This window comes from Heliobacterium mobile (assembly GCF_009720735.1).
Classification (GTDB): domain Bacteria; phylum Bacillota; class Desulfitobacteriia; order Heliobacteriales; family Heliobacteriaceae; genus Heliobacterium; species Heliobacterium mobile.
This window is the reverse complement of sequence record NZ_WNKU01000045.1, coordinates 1-11,293: the sequence shown is the minus strand read 5'-3', so window position 1 is coordinate 11,293 and position 11,293 is coordinate 1. Positions and strand designations below refer to the sequence as shown.

Sequence of the window (11,293 nt, the reverse complement as noted above, 5' to 3'; positions counted from 1 at the left end):
CAAGCACCAGAATTTGTTGGCGAAATTCCCATACTGGTTAAGGGTTTAACGCGATTTTTAATCTGCGAAACTTGAGTAAAGTATAATAACGTACTAAAAGAGGGTCCTAAATTGTCGATAAATTTAGGACTTGGCGGCCCCTATTTAACCCACCAAGTGATTGTAAGTTCGATTTCTTTGTGGTATGGTAAAGAAAAGCATTTTTGTCAACGGTAAGGGAGGTGCTGAAGAATGGCAACAGAAACAACCCTAACCGAAAAAGCAAATTGCAGAATGATCTGCCCCTGCCTCGAATCGCTTTGTAATTCCATGGAGGCCTGTGGCCACTGTAACCCCGAACAATGTGTCGTCGGATTGATTCGCAAAATATCGGAACAGGCGATTCGCACAGGGCGGTTTAAGAAAGCCAAAACCGAATTCTTTTCACAGGAAATCGCAGGCAAAGGGCTGCGAGATAAGAAGCAAACATTAGAACTCTTAGGGATTACTCTCAGTCAATGCAAAAATTGCGGTCAAGGACATCAGGAAAATTGCCCCGTCAACTTAACCCGGATCGGCCTGGTCTATGCCCTGACGAATCATGGCGATGTCTTCACCTATCCAGGGAATTCAGTGCAATTTATTCTTAACCTGCACAAAACAGATCCTGCTACAGCGAAGGAACTCATGCATATTTATGATAAACGCCGGCCTGCCATCAATCATTTATAAGTCCGATTTTTTCCGGTTATCCTTGATGAAAGAACCTCGGAATTCTCCTACAGAGAAACCGAGGTTCTTTCGTTTAGAGAATTTATTTCAATAATTAATATTTCGCCAAGCTGTTAAAGTAAGATATATTAATGATGCATCTAAAATCACGAATAATTCAAAGAGCCTCGCTTCGTTTCATTTCGTCTCACCAATGCAATAGTAAAACGAGGAGGATTTCCGATGGCAAACAATTTAGGAATTTACAGATGCTCAGCTTGTGGTTATTCTTTGGAAGTCATTGAAATGGGAAAAGAACAGCTGGTCTGTGGCGGCAGTTCATATGCACTCACCTGTTTGAAAGCCGACGCTCAAATTCAGTGTTGTGGAAAATCGATGGAACTCTTGATTCCAAATACAGTCGAAGCTTCGGTAGAAAAACATCTACCTGTAGCTGAATTTATCGATAATGGAAAATTATTAGTTAAGGTGGGCAGTACAGCACACCCAATGACACAAGAACTTACGATCCAATGGATAGCGATCGTACACGGCGATCGGGTACAACGTGTGAATTTGGAGGAGGCAAAAGCGGCAGAAGCGGTTTTTTATGTTGGTGATGCCGATGAGGTAGATTTGTATGCTTTCTGTAATTTACATGGCTTCTGGCAAGCCCATGTAAAAAGATAAATTTATACATTTTATAAAAAGCGTGTCCCTCAATGGGGGCACGCTTTTTTTTGGATACGAATCATGTTTTAATGGAGTTTTGTCTTTAAACGTAAAGTCAACACCAATCCCATCAAAGCCATCAAAGCACCAACAATAAATATTTCGAAAAAACCATCCCTCGGACGTTCCAAAGCCGTCGCAGCAGCCAAAAGTCCACCCAGAATCACCGGCCCCAGGGTATTTCCGAAGGATCGGATCACCGTCATGACGGCCAAGCCGCTGGAGACCTCTTCCCTCTCCACTTCACCGATCACCATGACGTTGAGAGGAGAACCGACAATCAACCCGAGGCCGCTCCCGAAGAAGATAAAACCGATGGTCACAACGATGACGTGAATGAAGCTGATATCGACGGGAGTTCCAATCAACTTGACTAAGCCAGCCAAGATGAGGGAGCCGATCATACTGCAGCCAAAACCGAGCACCATTGTCCTCGGCGCCCCGAAACGATCCACGATCGACCCACCCAAGGGCGACGTTACCACGCTGGCCAGCGCCAAGGGAACCACCATATAGGAGGCTTTTCCGGGCGGATATTGAAGGACATACTCCACATAGGCCGGTAGGAAAATAATAGAGAGCATGATCATCCCCGTTATGGCGGCGATCATATAGACCAGCACGAGGCGGGGATTCTGGAAAAACTTTGGATTTACGACGGGATCGTGGGCTCTCTTTTCGAATCGAATGAGCAGACGGGCAAGGATCAGCCCGGCCAGCAAAAAGAGGTACACATTGGGCATGAAGACCCCTTCCCATCCCCTCTGGCCTTGAATATGGGTCAGACCGAGCATGAAACAGAAAATGGTCGCCCCAACGATAAAGGCTCCCGCCCAATCCATCGGCTTGACCTGCGGCGCCACATCTTCTGTCAGACCTGTGGCAAGGCCGATGATTAACAGCCCTGCCGGTATATTGATCCAGAAAAGCCATGGCCAAGAGAGATATTGAATCACCACTCCGCCTAAAATGGGCGCCACGATGGAAGCAATACCCCAGGTGGCACCATAAAAGCCGAGGGCTCGTCCCCGCTTTTCTTTGGGAAAGGCAAGTCCGATTTCGGCCACCGCCACAGGTAAAATCCCTCCACCGCCTAGGGCTTGTATGGCTCGACCTAAGAGAAGCGGATAGAGGCTGTTTGCCATACCGCTAAAGAGCGACCCTAGCGCAAACAAGCCGATTCCTGCCATAAAGACCTTCCGCCGGCCATAGCGGTCAGCGATTTTCGCGGTGATCGGCATCGATGCGGCATAGACGAGAGTATAGACGGTGACGGTCCAGACGCCCCACTTCGGCGAAATATTAAAGTCCCTAACGATCGTAGTCAAGGCCGGTCCCAAGATACTCTGATCTAAAGCTCCGAAAAAAACGCCTAACAAATAGGTGACTAAAATACGAATCTGATAGCCGGTCAAGGCGAATCCTTCTTTCGATAGTTTTTCCCCTGCCATGAATTTCGTTCTTCGAGCAGTTTGTCGATCCCCTGCAGGGTCCCCCACTTACGGGTAATCCATTGCGGAGCTACGAGTAATTCCTGGGGGGCGTCACCGGTGAGGCGCTGGATGACCACATGGGGGGGGAGAATCTCGAGGATATTCACAACCTGCCTGATATACGTTTCTCGGTCGATGATATCCACTTCCCCAGCAGCATATCTGTCAGCCAAAGCGGTTCCTTTCATGACATGGAGGGAATGAAACTTCAGTCCTTGTACATCCATGGAAGCGACCGCCTGTCCTGTCGTGAACATATCCTCTTCCCTTTCACCCGGCAACCCTAAGATGATATGGACACAGGTACGAATGTTCCGGGCGCGCAGTTGTGCCAAGGATCTGTAAAAGGCCGCCGCATCGTGTCCGCGGTTAATCTTTTGCAAAGTTCGATCGTGCACGGATTGCAGACCCAGTTCAACCCAAAGATAGGTACGCTGGTTTAATTCATCGAGTACTTCCAGGACAGGCTCGGGAAGACAATCGGGGCGTGTCGAAATGGAAAGGCCAACTACCCCGTCCTGAGCCAACGCTTCCTCATAGAGGCGGCGCAAAAGAGCCGGATCGGCGTATGTATTGGAAAAGGCCTGAAAATAGGCGATGTACTTACCATTCGGCCATTTCTGGTGCAACCGCTCCCGGACTTTACGGAACTGGGTGCGAATCTCTTCGGTAGGGTCGCCAGCGCAAGCGCCGGAACCTTGGGGACAACAAAAAATACATCCACCCGTGCCGACGGTACCGTCACGGTTGGGGCAGGACATGCCGGCATTCAAGGAAACTTTCATGACCTTCTCCCCAAAGATCTGGCGCAGGTGATAGTTCCAAGAATGGTATCGCTTGTCGCCCCAAAGGAGAGGTTTCAATTCAGGATCGCTATACAAGAAGTCTCCCCCTTCCTAAATGGTTACAAAACTTGTTTCCAAACTGTTACGAAATTGTCACCAGATTGTCGCCGAGTCGCCACATTGGGCGGCTATACTACAGTCAGAACGATAGCTTATTCGTCAATCATGAAAAGGAGATGAAAACCATGTTTGGTAAAGACGTCAAAAAGAAACTGCTTGTGACCGGTATGGTCGGCATCCTCACCTTGTCCACGGTGGGTACTGCCTTAGCACTCACGGAAGAACAAACGAATGAAATCACCCAGTTGCATGGGCAGATGTTTGCTCTGCGGAAACAAATGGTGCAAAAATACGTGAAATTCGGCGAACTCACTCCCGAACAGGGGCAAGCCATCGAGCAACGGATGGACGCTAACTTCAAGGCCCGCTCGGAAAGCGGATTCGAAAACTGCCTGCCGGGACAGAACTGCCTTCGCAACCCCTCCGGAAACGGCAATGGTACCTGTCAAGGCAATGGGCAAGGCCGGGGACAGGGACGTGGTCAAAACGCAACCTCTCAAGTTTGGCACGGGCTGGGTCGAGGTGGCTGGTAAATAGATTTTACGTCGAACCTGAAAAAATTACAAATCCCTGACGTTTTTTTAACGTCAGGGATTTCTTTTTTAGATTCGCTTTTCTTTAAATGAAGAGTCTTACATCGGAGACTCTTCGAACTAGTGAGGCAAGATATCGTGCCACTCGCGATCTTCCGGATCTTCCTCGACAACTTCCTCTTCTTCGATGATATCCCAGGAGAGACGAATGTCCATTCCTTGATGATCGCCTTTGCGAAATTTGTTTTGATAGAGGATCTGTTCGGGAATCTCCACCTTTGTGTCGCCGACTCGGAAAGCACCTTCCTTCAGTTGCTCGACGATCTGTGTCAACTCATCGATTGCCTGTTCTCGATTGACCACATGAGCTCTACTCACCGGCACCCCTCCACACTTGTCCCGAAGGATTTTTATCGGTCAGGCCTTAGTATGAGCAGATTTTTAGTGTTTTTACCAACTTGGGCTCACGGAACGGCGTAACCGACGGCAAATAAGATCAAAACGATTTGCACCGAGAAAAGCGAGTGCCAACTGACTAGCCTGATCAAATCGTTGTTTGAGTTTTAAAGACGATTGTACATTTCCGTATATACACCATTCGCAGACAGTACTTTTCGCCTGTGTTGACAATCCGAGGAAACCTAAAACATCTTTAAATGGATATCCTATGGCAAAGCCGATCTCATGAGGAAATTCTCCGGTTTTACACCATTTGTCTTTTAACCAGATTAAAAACTCTTTCGTATCGACAGGCCAAGGACATCCCTTTTTTCGAAATTGGCGAATTCTCTGTAACCGTTTTAACACCGCTCGTAATCGGTCAACCCGGTAAAAAATCACCCATGCACATTGACCACAACGTTTGATCAGAAACAATTCCAACCCCCATTGAAGGGCCAGTCTTTTGGCATCCTCCAAGGTGGATTCGATCGTTTTTCCGTAATTTTGGTCTTGAAACCGGACACATTCCCCAGCTTTACCTGCAAAGAGCACTCTTGAAAGAGTAAAAAAAAGCCACTTCTCAAATCGGGCTTGTTCCGTTGGTTTGAAAGCAAGATTATCTTTCCAGTGAGCATATAAGGGAAACATGAGCGACCCCTCCTTAAGAAATCCTAGTCTTCGCCTAGTGACCTTAGTGATGGTAACGTTCAAGACGATTTGACTCGTCGGTAAGTATTCGTTGTAACTATATCTTAATTGAAAATGAGTATCAGTGTCAACTAGAGGTAATTTTAATTTTTGTTGAGAACAGGATTTCCCAGCGGTATAATAGTATCTCTAAATAAGAATAATCTTATTTAGAGATACTATTGCCCGTACCCTTTGAACCAAAAGGTTTCACTAGGACTAAAAGGATTTGGTGATGCTCATGAATTTCCAATTGTGGATGGAGCGCCTACAGCTTGGCGCCTTATTTTTCGTTGCCTCCATGCTCGGTATCTGGACGACTCCATCTTTCATCGCATGGGGTAAGGAGCATATTCTGCTCACTGCCAATACCGGACTGAGCAGCTTTCTCACAATCTTTCTCGCCATCACGATCGAAGCATTGCCCTTCGTGCTGATCGGGGTCTTTGGATCGGCACTTGTGGAGGTATTTGTGAATGAAAAACAACTCGAACGCTGGTTGCCGAGAAATCCCTGGATCGGCCCGCTTCTCGCAGCGATGTTAGGAGTGATCTTTCCCTTTTGCGAATGTGGGCTTGTCCCCGTGGCTCGTCGGTTACTAGGAAAAGGGGCACGACCCTCTTTCGTCATCCCCTTTATGTTAGCCGTTCCTGTTGTCAACCCTGTTACGGCTATGTCGACGTACTACGCCTTTTACGGACATGTTGAATTTGTTTCACTTCGTCTTGCTGGGGCATTTATTGTAGCTGTCGCAGCGGGATATGGCTTAGCATTCCTCGAAAAAAGATACGGTAAACACCCGAGCTACCTGGCCATTGACCGTAACTGCCTCGGTATGACTTCCTCTTCTTGCCGTTGTGGATGCGGGCATACTCATCACCACGAACCATGCGAAGAAAAGCCCCCTTGGCGGTCAACTCTTCAACACCGTCTAAACAGTCTGATGAACCACACTTGTGATGAGTTCTTTATGACTGGCATGTACTTATTACTCGGTGCCGCCCTCGCTGCTGCAGCACAAGTTTGGTTGCCACGAGCGCTCTTGCAGGAATTGGGGATGAACACAAGTCTTTCTGTTTTCGTGATGATGTTCCTAGCCTTTGCTTTATCTGTCTGCTCAGCCGCCGATGCCTTCGTCGGTGCCGGTTTTTTGAATGTCTACCCGCCCGGAGCCGTTTTGGCCTTTCTGATTTTTGGTCCTATGGTCGATGTCAAAAATACAATGATGATGTTTTCTTCCTTCCGGCGTTCTTTCGTGATTGGGCTTATTTTCTTTGTGACTCTATCCTGCCTGCTTTTGGGAATGGTCTCGTCCTATTTTGGACAAAGTTTTTAGGATGATAACACATTGTATCCGCTTCTCATCTTAGGAGGTCTGTTGTGTTGATGCTTTTCTTCCGTAAGTATCTAGGCGGGTTGCTGTTGCTGGCCCTTAGCAGCTATCTCGGTAATCTGTATTTTACGAATAAACTCGGTCTTTACATCACCCCCCGGTTTTTCCCTTATACATTAGGTGCTCTTTTCGTTCTGGTTCCGATGGGGCTTTTCTCGTTATGGGCAGGGTGGAAAAACCGATTTTCGACGCATTTAGGTCAAAAGCCTTATATCGTCTTTACGATAGTGATACTCACCGCCTGGTTCACGCCTCCGACGGCATTAAACCCTGCGATGGCCACACAAAAGAACAGCCCCTTCACCTCTTCTGTATCTTCTGCCATTCCTGCGGCACCCGAAGCTCCGACCACTTTTGAAGAACTTGTAAGCAGTCCGATGGTCACCCAGGCAGAATTGGACCGATTGAGCGGTTTCGATGACGATGAAGCCGCAGCGATGGGGTTACAACCGTCAAAGCCATCAAGACCTTCCGTACACACAGCCTCTGCTCCGCCGAACAAAGTCAGTGCAGAAAAACAGGACGATAAGCTGGATGAGTTGGTCCTTACCCCCCAAAATTACTTATCGGTCATGGAGGATTTATTCCAGAAACCAGATGCTTATTCGGGACGTCCTATCCGTATAGAGGGGTTTGTTTATCGCGAAAAAGGTTTTCAGCCCAACCAGTTCGTTGTCGCACGTTACCAAGTGGTTTGTTGCATTGCAGATGCTACTGTAATCGGACTCCTCGTTGAAGGGTTGCCCTCACCTGCGGAAGACACTTGGGTAGAAGTAAAAGGGATATTGTCTAAGGGCTCTTATAACGGTTCAATCATGCCCATTTTGCAGGCAAAAGAAATCCACCCAATTAAAATTCCGGCCGATCCCTATATCTACAAAAACTGATTGTGCAGAAAAAAAGAGTCGATCCATAAGCGGACCGACTCTTTTACCCTACAAGGAGAATATCCTCTTCTCGCTCTAGAACGACGATTCTCATCCCATAAATAAAGGGGTTTTCTTCAGACATATCGAGACTCGAAGGCGAAAAACTGAGCTCTTTTCTTAGCTGAATAAAATTGTTCCTCGATAAAACACAGATCGTCGCATCCCTAGCGGTAGAGACAAAGTATCTCTCTTTTTCCCTCATGATTCGTTCTGATAATGTCATGATTCCTTCCCTCTCCGGTTACAGGTCTATATTCATTCTTCCTGAAAACATAATAACTTATCATCTAGACAAGTTCCATATGTTTTTCTTACAAACGAAAGGCATTGACCGCTTGACGCAGTTCTACTCCAAGGGCCGCCAGCGCATAGGAATTGGCAGAGATTTCTTCTGCCGACGCCAACTGTTCCTCTGTCGTAGCGGCTCATCTTAATTGGTGTAATGATTTTTACTTTTAAAACAGATTGGGGTGACCACTCTCATGGTCACCCCATCACCAAAACGTATGTACCCTACTAAGTCATAGGGCTTACTCCTTCGGACATCAGGCAAAGAAATATACCTATAGGAGACATATTTATCTCCTAAAAATCATTTTCCGCGAGGAATATTCACGACCGGGATGTAGATAACGATCTTTTTAAGGTTCTGCTCTGCACTTAAACTTACCTTGACTTTTGACCGGTCAATATCAATATGCTTAGAGATGGCCTGGATCATATCTTCGGTTAGTGCTTTAACCATTTGCGGAGTTACTTCGGCGTCTTTATCGTCAATTACCAGAATTAATTGATTCGCATCATCTGAAATATCAGCAGTCTTAAAAAAACTGTTCAATGTACCACACCGCTTTCACCGGAGAGGACATTATCCATGAAATCGAGAAACTGGCCTACAGTGAAGTTTTTACCCTCGACCTCAATCATTCGCTTGGCCTCTGCACCCGTATCAGTCAGACTCAATTTCTTAATAAACTCTTGAACAGAACTTTTGCCTTCACTACTCAAGAAAATCCCCCTCCTAATCTTCGACATATTTCTAACCGGATAATCTATCGTTCGACATAAATACCATCATTCCTGCAAATTCAAGCGTCTATGGTCCTATAATCTAGAGAAAATTCAGGACCATAGTCGCAGCCAACAGCCCTACCGCACTGGGATGCGGTGTTCTGTAACGTTTGCAAGTAAAATGCATAAGGTACTATCCGGCAGCAACTGGTATAGTTATATAGTAATATATTCATTCTATACGAAACCCTGTGGAATACGCTGTTACCTCCTGGAGTTAGGTCCCCAGGAAGCATAAAAAACCGCCCCATCTTACTGACCTCCCAATACGTGGTTTATTAGGTAGACTGTAAGACGGGCGGTTTCGTATTATCGTGAACTGATACCTTAACGGCAAGAAAAAACTGAAAACTTTATCGTATTTCAAATACGTCTATTAGTTTAGTCACTTTAAGAACTTGACGAACAGTATCCCTTACGTTTGTAACTACCATTTTTCCGCCCTTTTCTTTTATCTGTTTGAAAAGTTTAACTAAAATACCCAATCCTCCACTGTCTATAAAATCCACTTGGCTCATGTCAATATGTAGTTCGTTTATATTCTGGTTGATGTACGGCGGGATAGACTCGCTTAAATTACGAGCTTCCTGTAATGTAATATTATTTGAGAGAGTAAGCCACATAGTATTTTCTTCGACTTTAATGCTATAGCCCAATGAATAAATCCCCTTAAATAAATAATCATAAGTATTTAATTCGATAGTTAAGTTAAAAACCCTTCTGTTTTTTGAATATAGAAACCGCCCCCCACTGGCCTAGTTCGTAATGATTTTCCTAATTATTCCCTTAGCTCTTCAAACCCGTTCCCACAGAATGCCCTGTGTGCCTCTGAAAATGACCGGCTACACCATTCATACCATGATGGGGGGTTAAATGAACGAGGTGCGTTATAACGGGTGTGGTGGGAGATGGGGGATTTTAGTTGATAATTTGAGTCATTTTCTGTAAGTAGGGCATATTATCGGTGTACCTTCTGGTCCAAACCCAAGAAATCTATCAGAATCACTTCTCTGATTTGCGAGAAGGAGCTGACCAAGTGAAACATCATCAAAAAATCACGACCTTCTTAATGTTCTCAGGCAACGCTGAAGAAGCTATGTACTTTTACTGCTCTATATTCGACCAATCGGAAATTCTGAGTATTACTTGTTATGGTGCAAACGATGAGGGTAAAGAAAACTCTGTGATGCACGCTTCCTTTTCGTTAAAAGGTCAAGTATTTATGGCTATAGACAGCAACATTAAACATGAATTTACGTTTACTCCAGCAGTATCGTTATACGTCACATGCGATGTTGAGGAGGAAATTAATCATTATTATGAAAAGCTTTCTGATGGTGGCACAGTTTTAATGCCGTTAGCTGCTTACCCATTCAGCGAGAAGTACTGTTGGATTCAAGATAAATATGGTGTCTCATGGCAACTCAGTCTCGAAAAGTCTTAATACGATTGAAAAACCGCCCTATTCCCACTTACTTCCCAATAACGTGGCTTATCGTTAAGGCTGCGAGAACGGGCGGTTTTATTTCATTGCTTCGGAGGCACAGGTTTGTATACTGTCGCTCCGACCATGAGTTAGTATTATAATGGTAGGCAGTGGCTACAGTCAGGTTTTTACGCCTATCGTGACGCCTACCGGGGTATGGAACAGTTTAACGCTGAGGAAATAGTTAAGGCCAGGATGAGAAGTCCTGGCTTTTTGCTTTAACTATCTTCACTGTCACTACTTCGACGGTCATTTCTGACGCCTGAAGGTCTCATAGCTGGTTGTGGTACTGTTGCTTGTGAGAACGAAATCTTTTGTTCAGCTCGATAGCTCTCCTCTACATAGAAAATCAAAGACATTACCGCCTTCGCCAAAAAGCCAATAAACGCTATCACCAGAAAAGCAAGGAAGTAATTCCACCAGATAAACTGCAGGTATCCTAGTTTAACCATCAAGGGGGTAAAAATAAAACCCATTATTGCTGATGCTAATGTAATCCATATGGAATATTTTTTCCACAAAGTGGCATGCTGAAATATCAACATAAAGTACATCGGTAACGCAGTGATGTCGTATATAAAAATACTAGGTATCATAGGAACTAGGTTCACGTTATAAAGGAACGCATTCATGTTGGAGAGAATTACGTCCATAACAACGGCAAACACTGAAACTAGGGAACCAAATAGAATTGTCTCGGTTAACCTTTTCTTATTCATAAGAGTAAAACAAAGGATATAAGAAAAAGTAAGGAACCCAATTATTCCCCACCATTGCCACGATAATAACTCCTCCGTAAACCACTTAGTGAACATCAAGCTATGAAGTGTAGCGTTTGCTTGTGATATCATTTCTGCTATTTAGCCCCGTAAAGGTATTTGAGTCTTATCCCCTTATAAGTTAAACTTATAAATACGGAGGGGATAGGAAATG

At 45.3% G+C, this 11,293-nt stretch carries 14 protein-coding genes; 6 read left to right on the top strand and 8 right to left on the bottom strand.

Features of this window, described 5'->3' with window-relative positions:
- Positions 1-231: 231 nt before the first annotated feature.
- Positions 232-711, top strand: coding sequence for a hypothetical protein (locus GJ688_RS18595; RefSeq protein WP_155478012.1), 480 nt, complete (start codon positions 232-234; stop codon positions 709-711).
- 222 nt (positions 712-933) lie between these two features.
- Entirely contained in the window at positions 934-1,380 is a 447-nt protein-coding gene (locus tag GJ688_RS18590) for a desulfoferrodoxin family protein (RefSeq protein ID WP_155478011.1), read from the top strand.
- A 68-nt stretch (positions 1,381-1,448) separates the two neighbouring features.
- Here the strand turns inward: GJ688_RS18590 and GJ688_RS18585 are convergent, their stop codons facing one another.
- A complete protein-coding gene (locus GJ688_RS18585) occupies positions 1,449-2,873 on the bottom strand; it encodes an MFS transporter (RefSeq protein WP_155478010.1) in 1,425 nt (474 codons plus the stop codon).
- Complete coding sequence (locus GJ688_RS18580; RefSeq protein WP_155478009.1) at positions 2,834-3,796, bottom strand: TIGR01212 family radical SAM protein; 963 nt, start codon at positions 3,794-3,796, stop codon at positions 2,834-2,836. The genes GJ688_RS18585 and GJ688_RS18580 overlap by 40 nt, the downstream gene beginning before the upstream one ends.
- Before the next feature lie 149 nt (positions 3,797-3,945).
- Here GJ688_RS18580 and GJ688_RS18575 point away from each other — a divergent pair, with 149 nt between their 5' ends.
- Positions 3,946-4,353 (top strand): YckD family protein, encoded by a 408-nt coding sequence (locus GJ688_RS18575; RefSeq protein ID WP_170292152.1) that lies wholly within the window; start codon positions 3,946-3,948, stop codon positions 4,351-4,353.
- 120 nt (positions 4,354-4,473) lie between these two features.
- Here GJ688_RS18575 and GJ688_RS18570 read toward each other — a convergent pair whose 3' ends face one another.
- Positions 4,474-4,731: a hypothetical protein gene (locus tag GJ688_RS18570; RefSeq protein WP_155478007.1), complete on the bottom strand. Its 258-nt coding sequence runs from the start codon at positions 4,729-4,731 to the stop codon at positions 4,474-4,476.
- A 72-nt stretch (positions 4,732-4,803) separates the two neighbouring features.
- Positions 4,804-5,442: a DUF3793 family protein gene (locus GJ688_RS18565; protein WP_155478006.1), complete on the bottom strand. Its 639-nt coding sequence runs from the start codon at positions 5,440-5,442 to the stop codon at positions 4,804-4,806.
- 280 nt (positions 5,443-5,722) lie between these two features.
- On the opposite strand from GJ688_RS18565, the gene GJ688_RS18560 reads away from it, so the two are divergent.
- Entirely contained in the window at positions 5,723-6,817 is a 1,095-nt protein-coding gene (locus tag GJ688_RS18560; RefSeq protein ID WP_170292151.1) for a permease, read from the top strand.
- Positions 6,818-6,867: 50 nt separating this feature from the next.
- A complete protein-coding gene (locus tag GJ688_RS18555; RefSeq protein WP_235911107.1) occupies positions 6,868-7,761 on the top strand; it encodes a TIGR03943 family putative permease subunit in 894 nt (297 codons plus the stop codon).
- Positions 7,762-7,804: 43 nt separating this feature from the next.
- Here GJ688_RS18555 and GJ688_RS18550 read toward each other — a convergent pair whose 3' ends face one another.
- The 4 genes from GJ688_RS18550 to GJ688_RS18535 form a co-directional block, all read right to left on the bottom strand.
- Positions 7,805-8,026: a hypothetical protein gene (locus GJ688_RS18550; protein ID WP_155478003.1), complete on the bottom strand. Its 222-nt coding sequence runs from the start codon at positions 8,024-8,026 to the stop codon at positions 7,805-7,807.
- A 369-nt stretch (positions 8,027-8,395) separates the two neighbouring features.
- Positions 8,396-8,641 carry a cell division topological specificity factor MinE gene (locus GJ688_RS18545; protein WP_155478002.1) on the bottom strand — a complete coding sequence of 82 codons (246 nt, stop codon included), beginning with the start codon at positions 8,639-8,641 and terminating at the stop codon, positions 8,396-8,398.
- Entirely contained in the window at positions 8,638-8,811 is a 174-nt protein-coding gene (locus GJ688_RS18540) for a hypothetical protein (RefSeq protein WP_155478001.1), read from the bottom strand. Before GJ688_RS18540 ends, GJ688_RS18545 begins: the two co-directional genes overlap by 4 nt.
- Positions 8,812-9,227: 416 nt before the next feature.
- Positions 9,228-9,530, bottom strand: a complete 303-nt coding sequence (locus tag GJ688_RS18535; RefSeq protein ID WP_155478000.1) for an STAS domain-containing protein — start codon at positions 9,528-9,530, stop codon at positions 9,228-9,230.
- Positions 9,531-9,910: 380 nt separating this feature from the next.
- On the opposite strand from GJ688_RS18535, the gene GJ688_RS18530 reads away from it, so the two are divergent.
- On the top strand, positions 9,911-10,318 hold the full coding sequence (locus tag GJ688_RS18530; protein WP_170292150.1) for a VOC family protein: 408 nt from the start codon (positions 9,911-9,913) through the stop codon (positions 10,316-10,318).
- The last annotated feature ends 975 nt before the right edge of the window (positions 10,319-11,293 follow it).

What these genes read in the sequence shown, in the direction of transcription:
- GJ688_RS18595 (WP_155478012.1), top strand. Translation starts at nt 232, where the DNA reads ATGGCAACAGAAACAACCCTAACCGAAAAAGCAAATTGCAGAATGATC.
- GJ688_RS18590 (WP_155478011.1), top strand. Translation starts at nt 934, where the DNA reads ATGGCAAACAATTTAGGAATTTACAGATGCTCAGCTTGTGGTTATTCT.
- GJ688_RS18585 (WP_155478010.1), bottom strand. Translation starts at nt 2,873, where the DNA reads ATGGCAGGGGAAAAACTATCGAAAGAAGGATTCGCCTTGACCGGCTAT.
- GJ688_RS18575 (WP_170292152.1), top strand. Translation starts at nt 3,946, where the DNA reads ATGTTTGGTAAAGACGTCAAAAAGAAACTGCTTGTGACCGGTATGGTC.
- GJ688_RS18565 (WP_155478006.1), bottom strand. Translation starts at nt 5,442, where the DNA reads ATGTTTCCCTTATATGCTCACTGGAAAGATAATCTTGCTTTCAAACCA.
- GJ688_RS18560 (WP_170292151.1), top strand. Translation starts at nt 5,723, where the DNA reads ATGAATTTCCAATTGTGGATGGAGCGCCTACAGCTTGGCGCCTTATTT.
- GJ688_RS18555 (WP_235911107.1), top strand. Translation starts at nt 6,868, where the DNA reads ATGCTTTTCTTCCGTAAGTATCTAGGCGGGTTGCTGTTGCTGGCCCTT.
- GJ688_RS18550 (WP_155478003.1), bottom strand. Translation starts at nt 8,026, where the DNA reads ATGACATTATCAGAACGAATCATGAGGGAAAAAGAGAGATACTTTGTC.